Source organism: Psychrobacter sp. H25 (assembly GCF_059076335.1).
Window position 1 is genome coordinate 2450915 of the sequence record NZ_JCACRV010000001.1, and the last position, 23511, is coordinate 2474425.

General features: G+C 44.5%; 21 protein-coding genes. 13 read left to right on the top strand and 8 right to left on the bottom strand.

The window, feature by feature from the left end; genetic code table 11:
* Nucleotides 1–74: 74 nt before the first annotated feature.
* The 3 genes from murI (at nt 75) to AC5JPO_RS10015 (ending at nt 2657) form a co-directional block, all read left to right on the top strand.
* Nucleotides 75–953, top strand: a complete 879-nt coding sequence (murI, locus tag AC5JPO_RS10005; RefSeq protein WP_443527045.1) for a glutamate racemase — start codon at nt 75–77, stop codon at nt 951–953.
* A 164-nt stretch (nt 954–1117) separates the two neighbouring features.
* Nucleotides 1118–2122, top strand: coding sequence for a DUF4062 domain-containing protein (locus AC5JPO_RS10010; protein WP_443527033.1), 1005 nt, complete (start codon nt 1118–1120; stop codon nt 2120–2122).
* Between the two features lie 235 nt (nt 2123–2357).
* Nucleotides 2358–2657: a hypothetical protein gene (locus tag AC5JPO_RS10015; protein WP_319051061.1), complete on the top strand. Its 300-nt coding sequence runs from the start codon at nt 2358–2360 to the stop codon at nt 2655–2657.
* Nucleotides 2658–2804: 147 nt separating this feature from the next.
* On the opposite strand, the gene AC5JPO_RS10020 is transcribed toward AC5JPO_RS10015, so the two are convergent.
* From AC5JPO_RS10020 to msrA, 4 genes are all read right to left on the bottom strand, one after another.
* Nucleotides 2805–4262 (bottom strand): lytic murein transglycosylase, encoded by a 1458-nt coding sequence (locus AC5JPO_RS10020; protein ID WP_443527032.1) that lies wholly within the window; start codon nt 4260–4262, stop codon nt 2805–2807.
* Nucleotides 4263–4478: 216 nt separating this feature from the next.
* Nucleotides 4479–5192, bottom strand: a complete 714-nt coding sequence (locus AC5JPO_RS10025; RefSeq protein WP_443527031.1) for a DUF1499 domain-containing protein — start codon at nt 5190–5192, stop codon at nt 4479–4481.
* A 50-nt stretch (nt 5193–5242) separates the two neighbouring features.
* The gene (tmpT, locus tag AC5JPO_RS10030; RefSeq protein WP_443527030.1) at nt 5243–5956 is read right to left on the bottom strand and encodes a thiopurine S-methyltransferase; all 714 of its coding nucleotides are present in this window, start codon (nt 5954–5956) and stop codon (nt 5243–5245) included.
* A gap of 181 nt (nt 5957–6137) precedes the next feature.
* The gene (msrA, locus tag AC5JPO_RS10035) at nt 6138–6659 is read right to left on the bottom strand and encodes a peptide-methionine (S)-S-oxide reductase MsrA (protein ID WP_319051057.1); all 522 of its coding nucleotides are present in this window, start codon (nt 6657–6659) and stop codon (nt 6138–6140) included.
* 247 nt (nt 6660–6906) lie between these two features.
* On the opposite strand from msrA, the gene cmoA reads away from it, so the two are divergent.
* Entirely contained in the window at nt 6907–7704 is a 798-nt protein-coding gene (gene cmoA / locus AC5JPO_RS10040; RefSeq protein WP_443527029.1) for a carboxy-S-adenosyl-L-methionine synthase CmoA, read from the top strand.
* A 50-nt stretch (nt 7705–7754) separates the two neighbouring features.
* The gene (gene cmoB / locus AC5JPO_RS10045) at nt 7755–8789 is read left to right on the top strand and encodes a tRNA 5-methoxyuridine(34)/uridine 5-oxyacetic acid(34) synthase CmoB (RefSeq protein ID WP_443527028.1); all 1035 of its coding nucleotides are present in this window, start codon (nt 7755–7757) and stop codon (nt 8787–8789) included.
* A 294-nt stretch (nt 8790–9083) separates the two neighbouring features.
* On the opposite strand, the gene AC5JPO_RS10050 is transcribed toward cmoB, so the two are convergent.
* Nucleotides 9084–9302, bottom strand: a complete 219-nt coding sequence (locus AC5JPO_RS10050; RefSeq protein ID WP_319051053.1) for a DUF2788 domain-containing protein — start codon at nt 9300–9302, stop codon at nt 9084–9086.
* 431 nt (nt 9303–9733) lie between these two features.
* Between AC5JPO_RS10050 and argS the strand changes: the two genes are divergently transcribed.
* From argS to AC5JPO_RS10065, 3 genes are all read left to right on the top strand, one after another.
* On the top strand, nt 9734–11563 hold the full coding sequence (gene argS / locus AC5JPO_RS10055) for an arginine--tRNA ligase (protein WP_443527027.1): 1830 nt from the start codon (nt 9734–9736) through the stop codon (nt 11561–11563).
* Nucleotides 11564–11650: 87 nt separating this feature from the next.
* Nucleotides 11651–12451: an SPOR domain-containing protein gene (locus tag AC5JPO_RS10060; RefSeq protein ID WP_319051051.1), complete on the top strand. Its 801-nt coding sequence runs from the start codon at nt 11651–11653 to the stop codon at nt 12449–12451.
* A gap of 124 nt (nt 12452–12575) precedes the next feature.
* On the top strand, nt 12576–13670 hold the full coding sequence (locus AC5JPO_RS10065) for a PTS sugar transporter subunit IIC (protein ID WP_443527026.1): 1095 nt from the start codon (nt 12576–12578) through the stop codon (nt 13668–13670).
* 154 nt (nt 13671–13824) lie between these two features.
* Here AC5JPO_RS10065 and AC5JPO_RS10070 read toward each other — a convergent pair whose 3' ends face one another.
* The 3 genes from AC5JPO_RS10070 to clpP form a co-directional block, all read right to left on the bottom strand.
* Nucleotides 13825–14811, bottom strand: a complete 987-nt coding sequence (locus tag AC5JPO_RS10070; protein ID WP_443527025.1) for an SDR family NAD(P)-dependent oxidoreductase — start codon at nt 14809–14811, stop codon at nt 13825–13827.
* Nucleotides 14812–15151: 340 nt separating this feature from the next.
* Nucleotides 15152–16426 carry an ATP-dependent protease ATP-binding subunit ClpX gene (gene clpX, locus AC5JPO_RS10075; RefSeq protein ID WP_319051048.1) on the bottom strand — a complete coding sequence of 425 codons (1275 nt, stop codon included), beginning with the start codon at nt 16424–16426 and terminating at the stop codon, nt 15152–15154.
* Between the two features lie 204 nt (nt 16427–16630).
* Nucleotides 16631–17266: an ATP-dependent Clp endopeptidase proteolytic subunit ClpP gene (gene clpP / locus AC5JPO_RS10080; RefSeq protein ID WP_319051071.1), complete on the bottom strand. Its 636-nt coding sequence runs from the start codon at nt 17264–17266 to the stop codon at nt 16631–16633.
* Nucleotides 17267–18244: 978 nt separating this feature from the next.
* Here clpP and AC5JPO_RS10085 point away from each other — a divergent pair.
* The 5 genes from AC5JPO_RS10085 (at nt 18245) to AC5JPO_RS10105 (ending at nt 23493) form a co-directional block, all read left to right on the top strand.
* A complete protein-coding gene (locus AC5JPO_RS10085; RefSeq protein ID WP_443527024.1) occupies nt 18245–19228 on the top strand; it encodes an urease accessory protein UreD in 984 nt (327 codons plus the stop codon).
* Nucleotides 19229–19387: 159 nt separating this feature from the next.
* Nucleotides 19388–19690 (top strand): urease subunit gamma, encoded by a 303-nt coding sequence (gene ureA / locus AC5JPO_RS10090; protein WP_443527023.1) that lies wholly within the window; start codon nt 19388–19390, stop codon nt 19688–19690.
* Between the two features lie 55 nt (nt 19691–19745).
* Nucleotides 19746–21929, top strand: a complete 2184-nt coding sequence (gene ureC / locus AC5JPO_RS10095) for an urease subunit alpha (protein WP_443527022.1) — start codon at nt 19746–19748, stop codon at nt 21927–21929.
* A gap of 165 nt (nt 21930–22094) precedes the next feature.
* Nucleotides 22095–22709: an urease accessory protein UreE gene (ureE, locus tag AC5JPO_RS10100; RefSeq protein ID WP_319051045.1), complete on the top strand. Its 615-nt coding sequence runs from the start codon at nt 22095–22097 to the stop codon at nt 22707–22709.
* Entirely contained in the window at nt 22699–23493 is a 795-nt protein-coding gene (locus AC5JPO_RS10105) for an urease accessory protein UreF (protein ID WP_443527021.1), read from the top strand. Before ureE ends, AC5JPO_RS10105 begins: the two co-directional genes overlap by 11 nt.
* Nucleotides 23494–23511 lie beyond the last annotated feature (18 nt).

Here is a 23511-nt window from a genome sequence, read left to right on the forward strand (position 1 = left end):
TTAAAGACGCTAGGATTAATAAAGCTGTTATCAGTAAAAACAATATTGTCAAAAACAGTAACGGTAAAAACAGTATGACTGCCAATCGTAAAGTGCGTCATGCGCCAATAGGATTGTTTGATTCTGGCGTTGGTGGTTTATCTGTTTATCTGCATTTAGCTCAACAACTACCCGCTGAACATTATATATATTACGCTGATACCCTCAATGTCCCCTATGGCAACCGCGATAGCGAGGATATTGAGACGTTGACATTGAATGCGGTGGAATGGCTGTATCAGCAAGGTTGCAAGTTGATCGTTATTGCCTGTAATAGCGCGTCAGCTTACGCTTTAGACAGAGCAAGACGTTGCTACCCAGAGCTGCCTATTGTCGGCTTAGTACCTGCACTAAAGCCTGCTGTATTGGCCAGCAAGAGTGGACATGTTGCAGTGCTGGCTACCAAAGCCACTTTGAATGGCACGTTGCTCAACGATGTCATTAGCAATGTTGCAGACCCTAATGGCACATTGGTTACCAAATATTTTGATCCACAATTAGTGCCTTGGGTAGAGTCTGGTATGCCAGTGCAAGACGAAACCGCGCAGCGATTGCGTCAACGGATACAAGCGTTTGCTGATGATGGCGTGGATCAGCTGGTGTTAGGTTGTACACATTACCCATTTTTCAAAGCGTTTTTGCTTGATGAGATTGCACGACAGCAGCTATCGATACAAGTGGTTGACTCTGGGCAAGCGATTGCTGAGCGAGTCAAGCAGTTATTGGTAGCAAATCAGATGTCTGCAAGCTTAGATAGTGAAACAAAGGATTATCATTCAGAAGTGAGTAGTAAAACAAAAGTTGATATTAGCTATCCATTAACTTTTCATGCTACCAAATATAGTGATAGACTAGGCGCTTTAGTTGTGCGTTTACTTGGTAGAGAGACTGTGCTGCAATACCACACTGAGTAAGTGCTGATAGTACTATTTAAGCTAATCCTTACTCATTTTGTTGATTTATTTGAAACAAGCTGAGTGCAGTTTTGTTAGAATATGCTAGGCTGTGCAGAACAAGATATTTGTGCTCTATTTCATATTACACCTATTTATGCCATCACCTAAGCTCAGAGGTAATTGTGCCAAACCGCCGCTATCACCATATTCATGTTATATGCGCTGACAACGATCAATCGTTAGTCTTGGATAGCTTAGCGATATTTTTTCAAGCACGTGCATTTTTGACTTATGATGTGTCTAGCAAGCTCCCCAAAGCCTCTTTATATGGTCGTCAATGCATAGATTCCTGTGATTATGCGTTGATGATTATTGGAGACAGCTACGGAACTGTGCAGAAGAATGGTGTCAGTCAGATGCATCTGAGTTATCTAAATGCCAAAGCCAAGCTCAAACCATTATTAATCTTGGCAAAGAAACACCATCATGAACTGGATGTTAGCCGGCAACTACAAGAGCTCATCAAAACGGTATCTAAGCAAGACAATCAAATATATTATTATGAATCAGAAGATGATATCGAGCCGCTACTCGTCCAAGCCTACTACAACACATTGGCGAGTAATAGAGTAGAGGGTGGTTGGATAAGAGCCACTGAAGAGATGATCAAATTTAGCAATCAGACTGTTGCTGAAAGATTTGCTGATATTTTGGCAATTAATAAGAATACAAAAAAACAAGCCCCTGTAGAGGATAACTTTGCGGATGACAATGTCAGCCAGCCCATTGTATTGACAGAGACTTTCACTGTGAAATACACCGCTCAAGCCTATGAAGGTGGTAATCTAAAAGACGTGACTCGCGAAATTACTTTATCTTGGCAAGAGATATTGGTTGCTCTAATAAAAATACCTTCTACGTTTTCTAGCTACGGTCTACAAAACGCTATCAACCGTCTAATCGCACCAAAAGCTGAGATAGACATCAAGAATGATATGCCAAATGTTCACGCTGTCTCACGTTGCCAAATCGCTCAAGATGACTTAAACAATTTACAGCGTCAACTGGTAAGCGCAAATTGGATACAGCTGACGACCTATGGTACGCGGTTATCACAAGAGCTTTGGAAGCTCACTTTTTATGCAAAAAATTTACTAGTAAGTAACTCCTCCCAAACACACGAGTAAAGCCTAATCTTGGCATACACTAACCTTGTGACATTCAATAAAACATCCGAAAAAACACCACTTCTGTCTATGGCTACGTTTTGTAATACAAAGCATACGCGTCACTGGTTGTGAATCGACTCAGGACTCGTGATAATAAGAAGCATCAGATAACGATCTTATCTTTATTATAACTTGTAGCAATTAAAAATACATAAAATGCAAAACAACATTGATCTATTAAGGAGAACACATAATGAGTAACGATAAAAATGACAAGCTGTTAAGCGAGATTGATGGTCTAGAAAAAAGCATGCATGACGCAGATCAGTTTCACACGTTAGAAGAGCAAGTGGCAGACATGAAGCGTCGCGGTATTGATCCAAGCGAAGCCTACAAAGATTTGGATAGAAAAGCAGAAGACGAAGACTGGGGCGATGCCACTTGGAAAGAAAATGGTAAGTGGGAACCGAAAACTGCTGCTGATCTAGATGACAATGCTCGTGAAAATTGGGATGGTGATAACGGTAAGCCAAACCCACCACCTATTGTTTAGATCTGTAATGACTGACTTGGTTGATAAAAACATACTGTGATAGACCCACGATAACAGACACAAATTGATACATAAGAAGTGAAAAAAGCCACGCTATGATTAGCGTGGCTTTTTTAGTGCTCTAAGATAAAGCGGTTCAATACGTTATTATAACCCTTCATCAATACGAACCAGCTTAATCGTACCATCGGCACTAGTGGTGCGGCGATAGCGTGCATTGCTAGAGGGTGATGGACTGATCGATGGTTGAGACGAATAGCTATTAGGCGTTGTTTGTTGCTGAATCAGTTGCCCCATACGATCGGCTGGTGCAGGGTTTAATGGTCGACTGTTTATTGGTTGCCCGTACTGAGTTTGGCTTGGTGCTGAACTGCCAACGATAGCGCGATAGAATTTTTGGCCTGCGCGTCCGTCAGCTGGAAAAATACCACGGCTAGATTGATATTGTTGAATAGCGGTACGGGTATTGTCGCCGATGATGCCATCAACGCCACCAATATCATAACCAGTATTGAGCAATGCTTGTTGGATATCTTTTGCCTGCTGGCGACTGATACCAGGATCGTCTGTTGGCCAAGCGGTCATGAAGTCTGTTTTGCTACTATCTTCACGAGTGACCAAGTCTGATAAGTGCGCGATAGCTAGGGCGTAGTTTTCTGAGGCGTTATAAGAGTAAAACGTATCGAAGTTTTTGCCGACCAAAAACGCAGGGCCATCGATACCAGCAGGTAGCAATAAGCCAGCACTATTGAGGTCATAAGGTAGCGGGCTACCGTTGGCGAGGGTCAGCCCTTGATTGCGCCAGTGGCTGATAGATTTTTTATCTTTACGATTTGAGGCTGCCCAAAATCCATCAGGCAACTTGACTTCGTAACCCCAAGGCTCGCCCGTGCGATAGCCACGATTATCCAAGAAGTTTGCGGTAGAAGCGAGTGCATCAGGAACACTATTGACCAAATCTCGGCGCCCGTCACCATCGAAATCTACTGCCAATTCCAAAAAGGTGCTGGGCATAAACTGCGTCTGTCCAAAAGCACCTGCCCATGATCCTGTCATATCACCAGGTGCAATGTCGCCGTTTTGCACAATCTTTAGGGCATTAGCATACTCACCTTGGAAGTAGCTTTGACGACGATCAAAGCAAGACAATGTCGCCAAAGACTCGAACAATGGCTTTTTACCTAATGTCTGACCAAAATTAGACTCTACGCCCCACACACCCAGTACGTGTTCGGCTTTGACACCGTAGCGTGCCTCAATTTGTCGAAGCGTTGAGCCCCACTGACGCTTGGCTCGGATGCCATCTTCGACACGCTCTTTATCTACTAGCGATGACAGATAGTCCCAGACATCTTTTTGAAACTCTGGTTGGTAGTTAAGCGACTGAATAACGCTTGGATCAGGCTGGCTTGGGCGATAATTGTTAAAGGTATAGCTATTCACGCCACTAAATTTACTTGAATTTTTTAGACCATCCAAACACTGCTGAAACTCGCTATTAGATAAATCTGGTGCTGGTGGCTGAGCGGCTTGAGCAGTGCTTGCGAGACTAATGCCAACTGCAACACTAAGCAGTGACATGGTAGAGAAAGGAGTGAAACGCATGAAAATATCCTATAAACGTCAAAGTGGTTACCAAAAGGTAAAACGCGATATTAACGTAGAGTAACCAATCTAAACAGTAAAGAAAAGCTGCCGAAGTACCAAGATTATGAATGGTTACGATAAATTGACGATGGCGTGAGGTTGGGAGAGGGTTTAACTTTAACAGAACGCCAAGAGTCAAATAACATCTAATGGTTTTTGGTAGATATAATTTAACTACTCAGCCAATACACTATCTAATTCATTGATAAATGTACCAATTCGCGCCGCGTTTTTGCCCAAATCGCTACCACCAACCCGCGACTTGCTGCGTATATCTACTAGGCGCGCGCTATCGTTATCAGTCACACGGACGACAACGTCGTCTTTGAAGCCAAACCAAGCAGTCGTATCCGTCGCTTCGACAATACCGCTATCTACATCAATATTGACCAGCTCCCAGCCTAAGTTCTCAACAGCTTGTTTGGTTGCCTCAATCAATTCAGGTTGTGATTGATTATAGTGTAATGTTTTTAGGTCAGGATACGCTTTGCGCTGTTGCTCTGCAGTCTCAGCACCAGCGTAAGCAGCTGGATTAGGCGCGTCAGCACGTAGTGGGGCAATGGCCACAAATGTAGGCGGATTTGCTAAATCGGTAGAGATATCATGAATAGGCGGTACCTTTTTGGCCGTACTCATCATACTTACTGGAATAGCGATGGCAGTGATAGCCAATACTGCTGATATCAATGCGCTGCCAACGCTCGCTGTGTTTCGTTTAAATAAAAGCTGTATAACCAACAATACTAAAGCTGCAATACCCGCAAATACGCCAAACTTAAACCCTGCAAAGGCAGTCGCTAACTCAATCATGCCAAACTTATAGAGTGGGCCTGCGAGCGCGACCAGTAAGACAGCGATTAAACTTATCAGACCAACCAATATTTTCATTCCGCTTTTTCCTTGTGATTTAGTACTGATTAATCGCTGCGCAAACTGATTTATTTATGACTTAATAGCCAAGCATGCTCTGTGACGAGTAAATTAGGTGTAGACCCTATAACAGTAGGCACATTTGCCAGTTCACATATTTGATAGTGACTGCCATAGTACTGCTGTAGCTGTTCTTCACTGATAGAGAATGGCGGTCCATTTTTCTTGCTTTGATCATAATTCAATGTCATTAAAAGCTGCGGTGCGACATTATTGTCAATGCTATCGACGCTGACAGATTTGTTTACATTACCACTAAGCTGTCGTATCTGCTCACTATATTTTGTTCGCATATCAGCTGGTAGGGCAATTAATGCCGCTTTGTCATATACTGCATCGATAGGACCAACATCTGTAGGGGTAAGCGTAAAAATATCGGCAACCCATAATGTAATAGTTCGCCGCTCTTCACCTTCTATCAGTTGACCTTGATAGCATGTGATAGCTGGATTTTCTACATGTTGAGAGATAGTGTACTGGATATTTTGTTCAACAAAAAAATCCTGCACAGCTGTTTTAACCAGTTCAACACCGACCACATCATATCCTTGAGCAGCTAGCCAAACCATATCAATAGATTTACCACACAGCGGAACAAAAATACGGCTACCCGCCGATAAATCCAAATGTTTGATATATTCAACTAACAATGGATTAGCAGCCGATTGATTAAAACCAATGCGTTTTTCTTGCCAGCGTTTACGCCAAAACTCAGGGTTCATATGTGAGGTCTCTAACAGGATAGTGTATGTGGAAGGAGCGTTTACTATAAATATCAGCTATCGATATAGTAAACAATAATAAAAAGCCAAACACCTATCGTATAAGTGTTTGGCTTAGGTATTTCGCTAGCATCGTGTTAATCTTTTTGAATAATACGATGCTCAATTTCTTTAATTAAAATCAGCTTATCATATACTTGCTAAACTCTTTACGCAATTTTGCCAGCTTTGGTGGTATCGCAAAGTTACAGTAAGCCTGTCCTGGATTGCGATTAAAGAAGTCTTGATGCGCGTCTTCTGCTTGGTAAAATTCAACGGCAGGATGTACTTCTGTGACGACGTTGACGCCCATGTCACGTAGCTTATTGATGGTACGGTCGACCGTTGGCTTCTGATCTTCTTCAGTATAAAAGACCACGCTGCGATACTGACTGCCAACGTCATTGCCCTGACGATCCATCGTGGTGGGATCATGCGTGGCAAAGAAGACGTCGAGGATGACTTCTAGAGGAACAGTCGTCTCATCAAACTCGACTTTGATAACTTCGACGTGACCAGTTGTACCGCTACATACTGCTTCATAATTGGCAGACACTGCATCACCGCCCATATAGCCTGAGACAACAGATTGTACGCCTTTCACGGACAAAAATACCGACTCAGTGCACCAAAAGCAGCCGCCGCCTAATACGATTGTTTGCATAGTTTTTTCCTATTATTATAAATATGGATTAAGCACTGTATTTGGTTGTAATGTTCTCATTTTTCAATGCCTCATTAGTCCTAGCGCTATTTATTCAGCTTAGCAGGCAAGCCAAAGGCAATAAGTAACAAACAGTAATGTTATAATGAGCTTTTGCTATCTCGCTTGTTTATCAACTGACAGTGACAAGCGAAACTATCAAGTAAAATACATCAAGTAACGCCTAATATAAGTTCTATTATCAAAAATGAGTCGCCCCATGAGCCAATCGCAGCCTGCTATCAAACATGACACCCTATTTGACAAACCGTTTACCACGCCGCTGGATAAGGCGGCACGCTTTTCATTCGATGAGCAGGTGGTGGCATGTTTCCCTGACATGATTCGCCGTAGTGTCCCTGGTTATGGTCAAGTTTTAGCGATGCTACCAATATTTGCCCGTCGTCATTGCAAGTATCGTCAGCAGAGCGATAGTGGTCAGCGCGTTAGTCGAATTTATGATTTGGGCTGCTCACTGGGTGCCGCAAGTATGACGCTGGCGGGCGAGTTTGAGCCGCAAGACTTGCAGATTAAGGCGATTGATATTTCGCCTGCGATGACGACCGAAGCCACAACGTTATTAAGTGACAATTATCCTGAGCATGACATCGAAGTGATCACTGCGGATATTCGCGACGTGGAGCTGGAACCCTGCGACATGGTTATTCTGAATTTAACGTTACAGTTTTTGCCAGCAGCCGATAGAGTCGCGATATTAGAGAAGATATATGCGGCATTAAGCGCAGGCGGCATACTGGTATTAACCGAAAAAACCCATGCCTTTGATGAGCAGTATGATGCATGGTTGGTTGAGCGTTATTATGACTTTAAACGTGCCAATGGCTATACCGAGATGGAGATCAGTGGCAAACGTAATGCGCTAGAAAACGTGCTGATTACCGATACGCTAGATGAGCATCATGCGCGGTTAGATCAAGTTGGCTTTCAACGTCATTTGACGTGGTTTCAGTTTTTAAACTTTGTCTCTATTGTGGCGTTTAAATAAACCTTACTTTTAACACAGTTATTTCTTAGTCAATACGGTAACCTGTTTTTATGCTCAACGACACAATCACGCACGCCGAACGCGAATTATATTTAACCTTATTAGAGCTGGCTCAGCAGTATCCAAGCGCTTACGAATGGCTGACGCGACTGCCAACATGGTTAAATGCGATCAAAGATAAAGCCAACTACGCTCATGCGCCTGCTTACCAAGCGTCAGTGGCACGTCTGCCACATTTGACGGTCAATCACGTCGATTTAAATAGTGCTACATTGACGATTGATACAAGTTTGAATCAGTCTCAATATAAACAAACCACCGCATTACTAAAGCAGCTCATGCCGTGGCGTAAAGGGCCGTTTCATATTGGTAATGATGAATCAGGTATTAAGATTGATACGGAATGGCATAGTGATTGGAAATGGCAACGGGTCGCACCGCATTTGAGTAGATTAGATGGTCGCCGCGTATTGGATGTCGGCGGAGGCTCGGGTTATCACGGCTGGCGGATGGCTGGCGCAGGGGCAGATACTGTTATTATTATTGATCCCTCTTGCTTGTTTTATCATCAGTTTATGGCGATTCGTCATTTTGTTGGTGGCGCGGATGCTCATGAGACAGGTCGCTACCGCACGCATTATATTCCTGTACCGCTTGAGGCATTGCCTGAGCACAGTCAGTTATTTGACACCGTGTTTAGCATGGGGGTGCTCTATCATCGTCAGTCACCATTCGAGCATTTACAGCAGCTTAGAGGCCAGCTCGTAAAAGGTGGCGAACTGGTGCTTGAGACGTTGGTCATAGAGGGCGATGCCAATACAGTACTGGTACCACATGATCGCTATGCGCAGATGAATAATGTGTACTTTTTACCGTCAGTGGCGGCATTGACAGGCTGGCTAGAAAAAGCAGGATTTGTCGATGTACGCTGCGTGGATGTCGCCGTCACCTCAACTGAGGAACAACGAAAAACGGAGTGGATGACATACCATTCATTAACAGATTTTTTAGACCCTAACGATGCCGCAAAGACTATCGAGGGCTATCCTGCGCCTATGCGTGCGACTTTGATCGCAAAAAGATAGCAGGTACCGTACTGGACAATACTAGGAAAAATAAGGTATTAGTGACTGTTGGAATTGCGCTGTATGGACGTAGAATGGTCAAACGTTTGCTAAGAGCGAAAAGTCGAGTACGGGAATGTGTCGAGGCTTTGCTGGTGGCGCATGGAATCTGCCAACTTACGTGAGTAAGGTCGTAGAAAATAATAGGAATGCTCACTAGATAGCCGTTTAAGACGAATACCTGATATCTTATTGACCATATTGGTTATGCGCTATATGTGTTTGCTGCATAATCAACACATAAAAAATGACCGTTTACATCAGCCATTTTTTGAAAGCGACTTCCATGACTATCTTAAGTATGAATCCCACAGAGCCTGCCCCTAGTGCCAAAAATATCCAGAATGTACCTGCGCGCCCAGCGTCAGATTTTTTGGAGATATCCCACATAATAAAGAATAAAAAAGCGATGAAAATCGGCAGTAAGACGTACAGTCCCCAACTGGTGACCGTACTGGCAGCAATAGCAAACATGGCGTAATCCTATGAAGTAGTAACGCATCTCCTATATTTTAGAAGAGCCGTACAAACCGCTATTATAACGTGGAAGCAGATAGGTATAAACGACTGCCCAGTGTTGGGCAACAGGAACGCTACAATTGAGCGTGCCATTCGCTGAGTTGCTGTATGTGCGTGATATCAACTTTGCGTCGTTAAGTATAAGCGAGTACGTGACCAATTTTTTATTGTCATCAATTATCAGTCGTAGCTGTCATAACAGTAAGATTTTGGTGCTAATTTTAGTGCAAATGGTGCAATACATCGTAAAGATTGTTATATTTACAGGTTACTTATCTTTTTACGTTATTTTATCCCTGCAATGTCGGTCGCTATTACCATAAACCGTTATTAATCGCTCGTATTTGCACCGCTTTTGTTGTCTATTTAATTGAGTTCAGATCCCTATGTCACAAGCCCAAATTGATACGCTTGCATCCCTATTTAACGATGCGATTCAAACCCTACAAGCAGATGGTACGCTACCAAGTGATTGGCAAAATAACAGCCAAATCACCCGTACTAAAGATCTTAGTCATGGCGATTTTGCCAGTAACATCGCGCTCACTGCGGCAAAGGCTGCCAAAGCCAATCCGCGCCAACTCGCTGAAAAAATTGTCAGCGCGCTGCCTGAGAATCAAGATATCCGTCAAGTAGAAATCGCAGGCCCAGGGTTTATCAACGTATTTCTAAATTCAGAGGCTAAATTTTCAGTACTAGACGATATCTTTAGCTTGCAAGATCGTTTTGGTTTGAGTGACCAGTTTGATGGTCAAAAGGTACAAGTCGAGTTTGTATCCGCGAATCCAACCTCAAGCCTGCATGTCGGTCATGGGCGCGGTGCGGCGTTTGGTATGAGCGTATCTAACCTATTAGAAGCTATCGGTTACGACGTCACGCGCGAGTATTACGTCAATGATGCTGGTCGTCAAATGGACATCTTGGCGACCAGTACCTATTTGCGTTATTTGGCTCTCAATGGTGAGCAAATCACGTTCCCAGTCAATGGCTACCAAGGTGACTATGTCAGCGATATCGCGCAGACACTAAAAATGCAACATGGCGATAGTTACGTACATGATTTTACACAAGTTGCCAAGGACGCACCAGAAGATGCTAAGTTTGAGATCAATGCTGATGGCGAAAAAACGCTCATCTCAGGTGATAAAGAAGCGCATATTGATGGTTTGATTGCGAATAGCAAAGCCTTGCTTGCTGACAGCTATGCGCTATTCTTGAATGCGGCATTGAGTAGTATTTTGGCGGATATCAAAGACGACCTAAATGACTTTGGTGTGAGCTATGAGTGCTGGTTCAGTGAGCGCTCTATCGATAGTGAGATTGAGCCTGTACTTCAGATACTTGATGACAAAGGCTACTTATACGAAAAAGACGGCAATATCTGGTTCAAATCGACTGACTTTGGTGATGAGAAAGACCGCGTAGTGCGCCGTGCCAATGGTCAGTCGACGTACTTTGCTTCTGACATCGCTTATCACAAAAACAAGTTTGATCGCGGTTTTGATAAAGTCATTAACGTGTGGGGCGCTGACCACCATGGTTATGTGCCACGCGTAAAAGCGGCGCTGCTCGCGTTAGGTATTGATGCAGAGCGCCTTGATGTCGTATTGGTTCAGTTTGTAGCGTTATGGCGCGGCAGTGAAAAAGTACAAATGTCTTCACGCTCAGGGCAGTTTGTTACCTTACGCGATCTGCGCGCAGAAGTCGGCAATGATGCGGCGCGTTTTTACTATGTTGCCCGTAAGCCTGAAGTGCATATTGATTTTGATCTGGAGCTTGCCAAATCACAGAGTAAAGACAACCAAGTGTATTACATTCAGTATGCTCATGCGCGCGTCTGCCGCGTATTAGAAAAGCTACAAAGCAATGGTCTTGCGGTAGATGATACCGTTGGTTTAGCGCAGCAAGACCTGCTTAATGCGCCCAATGAAGATGAGCTGATTAAGCTATTGGCAGGCTATCCAGCAACGCTATTACGTGCAGCGACAGGCTATGAACCACACGTCTTGACTAATTATCTAAAAGAGCTTGCTGCATTATTCCACGGCTGGTACGACACCAATCGTATCTTGCCGGTCAGTGTCACATCAGGTGAGACGCCAAGTGCTGACGAGCTGGACTTAATGCAAGCGCGTTTGCGTTTGTCCAAAGCTGTTAGACAAGTATTAGCGAACGGCCTTGGTCTGCTAGGCTTGTCTGCACCCTCTGCTATGTAATAACTTTTTACTACGTGAAATAAGTGTAGACAGCTGATAGCATTAATTCGATGATGATAGTTAAATTCAGTAGGGAGAACGAGATCCATGCTAGCCAAAAAACCCAAAGGCGCAACAGAAAAGCGCAAATCAAGTAGCGTATCAGGCTTATTGTGGATGTTTGTTGGGGCCGTATTGACTCTTATGATAGGGGTGTTTATCTACCTCTCACCATTATTTAACTTTAGCCCCGCGGATAGTAGTGCTGAGAACGATCCTGACAGACAAGTACAGCCACGTGTGGATACTGATACTGATAATGGTGATTATGAGTTCTATGATATTTTGCCCAATCAAGAGATGGCAACCATCCCTGATGAAGATATCGCAGAAATCGATAATGATCAAATAGGGGATATCGACGAGTTCGAACCAGATGTTGTGGTGACTCAACCAGAAGGTACGTCGACCAATGGCGTAGACGGTACTGGTAGCTTTGGTAGTGCCGACAATGCTGCAGGTGATAGTGGTAATGATGCCGCGAACGATGATATTGTAATTGTTGAAGAAGATGCGACTTATGACGGAACGCCGCCAGCTAGTAGTAATCCTACAACTCGAAACAACACTGCAGGAGCAGGTACAGCAAGTATCCAAGCGGCTAAGCCTGCTGCGACTTATATCTTGCAGATCAATAGTTTTAGTGATGCAGATGAAGCAGATCGCCGCCGCGCCCAAGTGCTGATGGCAGGTGTTGATGCTAGAGTAATCAAAAACACCACAGGTAATGGCTTACCGATCTATCAGGTAATCTCGCGTCCGTTAAATAACCGTCAAGCAGTGACAACAGCACAGCAGCGCCTACAAAACAATGGTATTGATTCTATTATCGTTGAACAGCGCCGCTAAACGTGTACGTATCAGGTGAGTCTGTAAAGAAAAAAGCGTCATAATGACGCTTTTTTTATCTCTTTATTTTATCAAACCCTCATAACGATTTTATCCAATTGCAACGTTCACAAAGAGTACGGTTATGGCAGTATCTCACCCAGCGGCACCGCAAGTCGGCATTATCAGAGCATTCTTTCAAAAATATTTTATCGACGCCTTTACTGGTATGGCGTTAGGGCTATTTGTCACGTTGATCGCTGGTCTAATTATCTCTCAAATCGGTGGTTGGTTGGATCTGCCAGCACTGGTCGCTGTCGGCAAGCTTGCTTCGATATTGATGGGGGCAGGTATCGGTGTCGGTATCGCTTACTACCTAAAAGCACCAACGCTTGTGATGCTCAGTTGCCTTGTAGCAGGTATGCTGGGTGCGCATTCTGAGGCATTGATGGCAGGGACGCTATTTACGCCGCAAGAGGTTGGGCCTGCCACCTTTGTGGCATTACCGGGTAATCCAATAGGAGCATATTTGACCTCGGTGTTTGCCTATCGTGCGGGTACGTGGATCGCTGGCAAAACCAAGCTTGATATTTTATTGGTGCCTTTAGTAGTGTGCGGTGTTGCGTTATTGGTTTGTGCGCTACTCAACCCACCCATCGTGGCAGGGGTTGCGGCTATCGGACAGGGTATTCATGCGGCAACTGAATTACAGCCATTACTAATGGGTATTGTCATTGCCGTTGTGGTCGGTATCCTATTAACCTTACCGACATCGAGTGCTGCCATTTGTATCGCGATTGGTCTTGGTGGTTTGGCGGGCGGTGCTGCCGTGGTTGGCTGCGCAGCGCATATGATTGGTTTTGCTGTCGCTAGTTTTAAGGATAATGGCGTTAGCGGTGTGATATCTCAGGGTCTGGGCACCAGTATGCTGCAGATTCCCAATGTACTAAAAAAGCCATTAATTCTACTGCCTGCTGTCATTGCGAGTGCCATCGTAGGTCCTATCGCGACTGTCGGTTTTGAGCTGGCTTGTACCGCGACAGGAGCGGGCATGGGTACGGCTGGTTTGGTCGGGGTGTTCGGAGTCATCGAAGCATCACAAGAAATCATGAGTACAGGTCAGCTGTGGACAGCGATTATTCTATTAATGTTTGTATTACCTGCGGTGATTGCAGGTGTGGTTGCTTATATTATGCGCCGTATGGGCTGGTTGGTTGCTGGAGATATGAAGCTGCCTTAATACTCAAAATGTCGAATTAAGATATTACTGACAGTATCAAAACGCCTTGTGGTCTGCAGTTAACAACTCTCAAAAAGCCCAGCTATTATCGCAGCTGGGCTTTTTGTATACAGGGTCGTGCAACTGTCATGTTACAAAGGATGCTTATAGCCTATTACTCAACTGCTTTGGGCTTCTTATGGCGACGCGGCTTTAGCTTAAGAGAGAGCTGATGAAATTCAGTTAGGATTTGACTGTAGTGCGATGGAAATACCCGCTGAATGGCGTCAATCATTTTGGCATCATTACCAATTAAGCAGCGCTGCTGATTGGTCGCTGCTGCATGCAAAATAATCCAAGCGGCTTCACTGGCATCGAATTTTAAGAACTTATTAAAGCTTCTGATGGCTTTGGGTCCAGTGCTCATGCCAATATCATGGATGCTCTCGTTACCGCGCGCACTATTGGCAATATTGGTCTTGATGCCACCTGGGTGAATACAGGTTGCTGATACCCCGCAGCGCTGGATGTTTAACTCTTGGCGTAAGCTCTCTGTGAAGCCACGTACCGCAAACTTACTAGAGTTATAGGCAGATTGTGACGGCTGCGCTGTCAGCCCAAACAGACTTGAGATATTGATAATATGACCATGCTCCCTCAACTGACTCTGCTGCACACTGTTTTTTATCAAAGGTAAAAAGGCTTTAGTACCATAGACCACGCCCCAAAAGTTGATATTCATTACCCATTCAAGCTCACTGATACTGCTACCTTCAACCGTAGAGTAGAGCGCCACACCTGCGTTATTAAAGATAAAATTCACTTTGCCATGATCGCTCATGACACTATCAGCCCACGTTTCTACAGCTTTATTATCTGATACATCGAGTACAGTCATCGTAATGTTGACATCATAACCGCTGAGTAACTGTTTGGTCTCTGCCAGCTGTTCAGGATTGATATCTGATAGCGCGACATGACAGCCCATTTTTGCTAGATGAATCGCCAGCTCACGTCCCATACCAGACCCTGCGCCCGTGATGGCAGCGACATGATTACGATAATAAGCAGCAATATCAGCATCATCTAGTGAGTCTGTGTGGGAGGAAAATGGCAGGTGCTGGCGCAATGATGTCGCCATAGTAGTCACATGAGTGAGCATAATAAACAGTCCTTTGTATTATTAATAACGAGTATTCGCAGATGCTATAAATATTGGAGTGTAGCAATGGAATAAGGATCGAATCCGACTATCTACATTAGCATGATTCATGATGAGGTCTACTTGCGATTGATAAACGCGGCTGTCATTTTGTGAGAGATGGTCCATTATCTCTAAAATATGATGTCGCTACGTCTTATTACGATATGAAGCCCAATTGAGAGTTTTTCAGATAATTCAGATGATAAATAGGCATAAAAAAAGCGCCTCAGCTTATTTAGCTAGGCGCTTTTTTGAATAGCTCATTACTAATAATGAGTTATCTAAGGCTTGATATACATTAAGCAATTTTAGGGATTTTGCCTTCATTGATAACTTCTGCATCAACCATAACGGTTTTGGCGTTTTCCATAGAAGGCAGCTCGTACATGGTCTCAAGCAAAGCGTTTTCTACGATAGAACGTAGACCGCGCGCGCCAGTTTTACGCTCCATGGCTTTTTTAGCAATGGCATCAAGCGCTTCTTGCGTAAAGCTAATATCAGCCCCTTCCATATCGAACAAGTACTTGTACTGTTTGACCAGTGCGTTCTTAGGTTCAGTCAGGATTTGTACCAGTGCTTCTTCATCAAGCTCTTTTAGTGCCGCAAGTACAGGTAGACGACCGATCAGCTCGGGGATAAGACCAAACTTGATCAAATCCTCTGGCTCAACTTCTTGTAGCAAGTCTGAGCTGCGACGACTGTCATCTTTTGAGCTGACATCAGCGTTAAAGCCGATACCGCCTTTTTCGGTACGCTGCTGAATGACTTTATCCAGTCCAGCAAATGCGCCGCCCACGATGATTAGGATGTTGCTAGTATCAACTTGGATCAGCTCTTGCTGTGGGTGCTTGCGACCACCATGCGGTGGAATCGCAGCAACCGTACCTTCGATAAGCTTTAACAGTGCTTGCTGTACGCCTTCACCTGATACATCACGAGTGATCGATGGATTGTCACCTTTTTTACTGATCTTATCGATCTCATCAATATAGATGATACCTTGCTCAGCTTTTGCCACGTCGTAGTCAGAGGCTTGTAACAGCTTTTGTACGATGTTCTCAACGTCCTCGCCGACATAACCAGCTTCAGTCAAGGTCGTGGCATCAGCCATCGCAAATGGCACATCAAGTAGACGAGCTAACGTTTGGGCTAGCAATGTCTTACCAGAACCCGTTGGGCCTATCAGCAAGATGTTACTTTTCGCCAACTCTACCATAGCGTCATCAGCACCAATTTTGGCTTTTTTGCTGTCATTAGCGAGTGTTTGGCTAACTTTTAGACGTTTGTAATGGTTGTAGACCGCAACAGACAAGGCTTTTTTGGCAGCGTCCTGACCGATGACATACTCATCAAGCTTGGCACGCAGCTCCTTTGGCGTTGGTAGCTTTTTGTTGACCCACGAGGTATCCACGTCACTATCGTCATCACTATATTCTGCGCTATCGGCGATTAGATCCGTACATAGTTCAATACATTCATTACAGATATTGGCATCGTCGGCAGCAATCAGCTGCTGTACATCACTTTTGGCTTTGCCGCAAAACGAACACTGCGGGGTATTATCTTCTGCCATAAAAGGCGCTCCTAAAGTTTAAAACTGGTTAGTCTATTTGCGTCACATCGATGGCTATATTGGTTAAACGCTCATACCTGCTTACTATCTATCAGATATGAGCTATCAGGTATGAGCGACATATTGATCTACCATAATACAAACAGACTATAACTATTTTTATGATTGTACCCTCATTTGAGAGGCATAATACTTATCGGTAGATTACAAAGATTCAGGGCGACGCTCTAATACTTCGTCAACCAATCCGTATTCTTTTGCTTCATCAGCATCTAACCAATAATCACGTTCAACATCTTTTTCGATTTTTTCGATTGGCTGACCGGTACGCTCAGCTAAGATTTTATTTAGACGTGCACGAGTTTTGAGGATTTCACGAGCATTAATTTCGATATCAGTCGCTTGACCTTGCGCACCGCCTGATGGCTGGTGAATCATGACACGCGCATTAGCAAGTGAGTAGCGCTTGCCTTTTTGACCAGCGGCCAATAGGAATGAACCCATGCTGTAAGCACCGCCCATACAAATGGTCGATACTTCAGGTTTGATGAAGTTCATGGTATCAAAAATTGCTAGGCCTGCGCTTACTGAGCCGCCTGGTGAGTTGATATATAAATGGATATCTTTGTCAGGGTTTTCAGCTTCTAAGAATAGTAGCTGTGCGACGATAAGATTTGCCATATTGTCTTCGACCTGTCCGGTCAAAAAGATAACGCGCTCACGTAATAGACGTGAAAAAATATCAAACGAGCGTTCACCGCGTGAGGACTGCTCGACCACCATTGGTACTAAAGCGCTTTGAATGTTTTGCGCGCTTTGTACTTCATTGTGCGCACTCATGAGCATATCAAAATGTGGGTTAGCAGTGATGCGATCATAATCTGTCATAGAGAGGTCCTATCGATAAAAGTATAAAATAAAAATGGTTTGAGTAATTTTATTGTCTAGTAGGTTTTGAACTAATGGATAGTTTATAGGGGGTCTGTGCCCACTATTCAAGCCTATAAAAACGGTTTGTGCACAAAATAGAGGAAAAAATAACTATCCTCTGTTTTTATATTTTCTGTATGAACTAAAAAAGAACTTTTTGATAACAAATATGTGAATAAAGTCAGTAGTGGCTTAAGTGTTTTTTACAGCGTTTTTCACAATGTTTGACTCAAATGATTACTATAGTATTTCGCCTTGATACAGATATCCTGAGTCTCATGCCAGCCTACTTTTAACATAGAATACCTGATTAACAGCATGACAATCTACCTATCTTGCTAAGGCGCGTCTCTAATCCAAACTTTTATCACCATTTTTAAAATAGGGACACGCCCTAGTCAATTTTATGAGTGGGGAAATATCTTTATAGTTTTCCGTTCGACTTTGTAATTAAATATGCCTAGTGTGGCGTGAAGAATGAACAGGATATGCCCAAAGAATAGCAACCATGCATATGACATATCGGTCAATAGCTCTGTTGAAAAATGGTGCATATACTCATTAGAGCGCCATGGTTTGGTGCAAGTATAGCTAACTGTCCATGTATAACGAGTCCCAAAATCGGGTAAGAAAATAGCCAAACTGTTGTTGCTGTTTTCTTAAACGAATACAGGAAACAAAAACCAATGCAAAATCACGGTGTTGGATAGACAGACTGATTTTTACAGCACTAGGCCGATACAAGTTGGCACAATGCTTGTATAAATAGTAGTATTGATGGTTTTTTACGTTATGTGACCTAGTTTTTATGTTGACAGCACTCTAGTTGCAACTGCTAAATAATGATGGTTGTGTAAGACGCTAGATCATATTTGATGAGTATATAAGATGAGTTGGGCTTCCTCCTTAGCATTGAGTTTTGACGCTGTTAAACGTACGACTACCCAAGGCGCATCTATTGATAAGACGCGGCTGTATCACCGAAAGCACACAGGCGCGCTTATGGTACAGCGTGCGCTTTATCCTGAACCGAGTGTACAACAAGGTATTTGTCATATATTGATGCTATATCCACCAGCAGGTATTGCAGGCGGTGATACCCTGACGATAGACTTACGTTTAGATCAGGGCAGCCATGCTGTTATCACTACCCCAGGCGCCGGTAAATGGTACGGCAAGGATAGTAAATTGCCAGCTAATACCGTGACAGACGAGATGGCTACCTATGCCAGTCAGAATGTACAGGCCAAACTTGAAGCAGATACTCGTTTGGAGTGGCTGCCACAAGAGAGCATTATTTATAATGAAGCCAATATGCATGCGACGAGTCGCTTTGATTTAGCGGATTCATCTAGCTTGCTAACCTGGGAGATCAGCGTGTTTGGGCGACAAGCGTATGATGAACAGTTCCTACAAGGGCGTTATCATACTGGCTTACGCATTTACCGAGAAGGTAAAGTCGTCGTTGCTGAACGTGTAGATCAGTCTGCCCAAAGTCGTTGGTTTACCTCAAACTTGGGACTAGCGAGCCATCATATTTATGGGTCGTTTTGGGCAGTGCCAAGTTTGAGTGATGTCCATGATAATCCTACATTGTCTGCCTCTCAGCCAACGCAATCAGACGAGACTGCACAAGCAGCTACCAAACAAGCATTAACGCGCTATCTAGACCACACCATAGCAGCATTACGTCAAGTCATTGCTCAAGCTGAACTGCCCGTCTATTGCACTCATAATAGTCAAGCGGTTAATATCCGTTATATTGGCTCAGATGTGCGCGACTGTTTTGAAGCGTTTTATCAGCTCAGAGAGGCTTTACGTGAGCACTGGTGGCAGCTTGAGCGTTGTCGCCCGCGTATTTGGGACACCTAAGCTTGCATTTACTGTCACCAAAGTTGAAGAATACTGAAGCTAATTACTGAGGCTAATTACTGAGGCTAAGTGGTGCTAAGTCTGTTTTGGGCAGTATATAATGTTGGCCAAACTCTAGCCTGCTATAAATAATAATGACAAATATAACAAGGATCTGCCATGCATCTGACCCCAACAGAAAAAGACAAACTCATGCTGTTTACCGCAGGTATGGTGGCTGAGCGCCGCAAAAATCGCGGTGTTAAGCTGAACTATCCAGAAGCCATCGCTTATATCAGTATGCTACTGATGGAAGGGGCTCGAGATGGTAAGCGAGTTGCTGAATTGATGAGTGAAGGGGCAACCTATCTATCTGCCGATGACGTTATGGAAGGGGTGGCAGAGATGGTCGATGAGGTGCAAATCGAGGCGACATTCCCTGATGGTACCAAACTGGTCACCGTGCATCATCCCATCGTGTAGTTCTGTCTATCACTGTCTACCACCGAAATGATTACTCCAAAATAAGGCGGCTCCCATGCAAGCAGGTGAATACAATATAAAAGATGGCGATATTATCTTAAACCAAGGGCGACAGGTGCAGACCATCAGTGTCAGCAACACTGGGGATAGACCTATCCAAATTGGCTCGCATTATCATTTCTACGAGGTCAATGATGCGCTGAGTTTTGATAGAGAGTCGACCCGCGGATATCGCCTAAATATTATCTCTGGGACAGCAGTTCGTTTTGAGCCAGGACAATCGCGAGAAGTAGAATTGGTGGCCTACGCAGGCAAACAGGAAGTCTACGGTTTTGCGGGTCGCATCATGGGTAATGCACAGCCAAATGAAGAATCAGATACGTCTCATGACAAAGCACCAGTAACCACTTCGCAAAAGCGAGTAAGCCGGCAGATTTATGCTGAGCATTTCGGTCCGACCACTGGTGATAAAGTACGCCTTGCTGACACGGAGCTTTGGTTACAGGTTGAGGCGGACTTGACCAGTCACACAGATATGGATCAAACGCAGACGTCGCAAAGCGATGAGGGTATTAGCAAAACCACAGAGATCAAGGGTGAGGAAGTCAAGTTTGGCGGTGGTAAAGTCATCCGTGATGGTATGGGGCAAGGGCAGTTGTTAGGGGCAGAAGTTGCTGACACAGTGATTACCAACGCATTAGTTGTGGACTATACAGGCATTTATAAAGCCGATATCGGTATTAAAGATGGTCGTATCAGTGCTATTGGTAAAGCGGGCAATCCTGACATTCAGCCTGCCATCGATATCCCTATTGGCGGCGCGACTGAGATCATCGCTGGTGAAGGAAAGATTCTCACTGCAGGGGGCGTTGATAGTCATATTCATTTCATCGCGCCCCAGCAGTGTGAGACGGCGCTGATGTCGGGAGTGACCACGATGCTGGGCGGTGGTACAGGCCCTGCCCAAGGAACACTCGCTACCACCTGTACGCCAGGAGCATATCATATTGCCTCAATGCTAAAATCTACTGATAGTATCCCTATGAATATTGGGCTATTGGGTAAAGGCAATGTGAGTGTTCCCAAACCGATTGCTGAGCAAATCGAAGCAGGGGCGGTCGGACTGAAACTCCATGAGGATTGGGGTACGACGCCGCAAGCTATCGATAATTGTTTGAGCGTCGCTGATGATTATGATGTGCAGGTCGCCATCCATACCGATACGCTAAATGAGAGTGGCTATCTTGAGAGCACGCTAGGCGCATTTAAAAACCGCTGTATTCATACCTTTCATACCGAAGGTGCGGGCGGTGGTCATGCACCCGATATTCTAAAGGCGATTGGCGAGTCGCATGTGCTGCCATCCTCAACCAACCCAACGCGTCCATATACCGTCAACACCATTGATGAGCATCTCGATATGCTGATGGTTTGTCATCATTTAAGTCCTGCTATCGCAGAAGACGTGGCCTTTGCCGAAAGCCGTATTCGTCAAGAAACCATCGCGGCTGAAGACATCTTGCACGATTTGGGTGCGATTTCGATGATGAGTAGTGACTCGCAAGCGATGGGGCGGGTGGGCGAAGTGGTCATTCGTACGTGGCAAACGGCGCATAAAATGAAAGTTCAGCGCGGGCATCTTGCTCCAGATGCGACAGCAGAAACCGAGCACCAAAACCAGCGTATCACGCTGACAGACTACGACCAAAACGTGGACAATGATAACTTCCGTATCAAACGCTATATCGCAAAATACACAATCAATCCTGCGATCACGCATGGTATTAGCGATATGGTCGGCTCAATTGAGGTAGGTAAATGGGCAGATATGGTGCTATGGTCACCTAAATTTTTTGGGGTAAAGCCTGAGTGCATCATCAAAGGTGGTCTCATCGCTGCGGTGCCGATGGGTGATATTAATGCCTCTATTCCTACGCCTCAGCCCGTACATTATCGTCCTATGTTCGCGTCGTATCCAAAATCGGTTGCCCAAACCAGTATTACCTTTATGTCGCAAGCCGCCATCGATAAGCAGGTCGATAAACAGCTTGGATTGACCAAAGTCATTCAGCCTGTACATGGAATCCGTCAAATTCGTAAAAGCGATATGCGCTTTAACAGCTACTGCCCTGATATGGATATCAATCCTGAGACCTATGAGGTGCGCGCTGATGGTAAGACACTTACTTGTGAGCCAGCTGAGGTACTACCCATGGCGCAGCGCTACTTTTTATTTTAGGCCTTATGACGCACGTTTTTAGGATTTTTAAAAGAGCGAACCATAGACCATGTATGCCAATGGTTAGGGGGTGTTTTGAGTGTGATCTTGCCTTCATTGCCAACAATTTTACCATTCAAATTATAGACCGATAGTTTGAGCAACAGTAAACAGAGCCTTATATTTATGAAAATATTTAATACCCGTTTAAGCGCACCTAACGACACACAACAAGCGCAGCTAACAGCGCAGTATCAAGCGGATGATTACCTGCTACTGGACTTTGACACGCGCCAGCATACACGCTTTAGAGCAGTTACTGCAGCAGGCACAGCTGTTGGTATTGATCTGCCTCGTACAGGGGTGTTAAAAGGAAATGATGTGCTTAGTAATGCAGCAGGAGACTTGATACAAATCATCGCCAAACCGCAAGCAGTGACTAAAGTGACGGCCAACGATGATTTTTTACTCATGAAAGGCGCTTATCATTTGGGCAATCGTCATGTGCCGTTGATGTTTGAGCACAGTTTTGATCAGGATGATGCAGGCTATGCGCTGTATTTTGAAAACGATCATGTGCTGGCTCAAATGCTCGAAAACTTAGGGTTATATACTGAGTCCACGTCCGTACCGTTCGAGCCTGAGACAGGGGCCTATCAGACAGGACAAGGGCATGCACATAGCCATTCTCACGCGCACTCTCATTCGCATGCAAGCAGCCACTCTCATTCGAGTAGCGACTCACACAGTCATTCCCATAACCATGATGAGGCATCTGTAGGTCATTCACATGATGGTTAATACCAGCACGCAATCTACTCAATCCGTCCAACTGGGACAGCTATTGATGCTGGCATCAAGTAATTTGCCAATCGGGAGCTATACCTATTCGCAAGGTGTAGAGTCAGCGATTGAGTCAGGGGTTATCTCTGACGAAGCCAGTACACTTGCATTTATGCAGGACTATTTAGAGCTTGCAGTGATTGGCTACGAGCTACCACTATTAGGGCTAATAATGTGTGCGCTCGGTGGAGGACATGAGGCGCTGGCAAACGAGGTAGCACATGACTACCATGCCAGCCTCGAGAGTAAAGAGTTTGTGCTTGAGTCCCAACAGTTGGCACAGGCGATGGTATCTTGGCTTAATGAAGTTTTAAATCTGGGCGTACCTACAGAGCTACCTGAAGATGGCTTTTTGCCACTTTTCGCTCATATTGCTCAGCATTGGCAACTACCACTAGCGCAGTCAATGACTACCTATGGATTTGCGCAATTAGAGAATATGGTGCTCGCCGCTGTAAAGACCGTACCGCTAGGACAGATGGCAGGTCAACGTATTTTATGGCAATTACAAAACAATCTCGGCGTTCAAGTTGATGCGTTGAGCGGTGACGTAAAACAAGCCTTTGATGATGTAATCACGTCAGCAAACGCTACCCATGCTTTGGATATGAATGAAGATCAGGTTTGTCAAAAACTGTGTCAAGACCTCTATGAGAGCCTCAACATCTCTAACAACTTGCCCAATCTAGCTATCCTCTCGAGTATGCATGAGGAGCAATACAGCCGGTTATTCCGCTCATAATTTTACATTTGTTTCTAT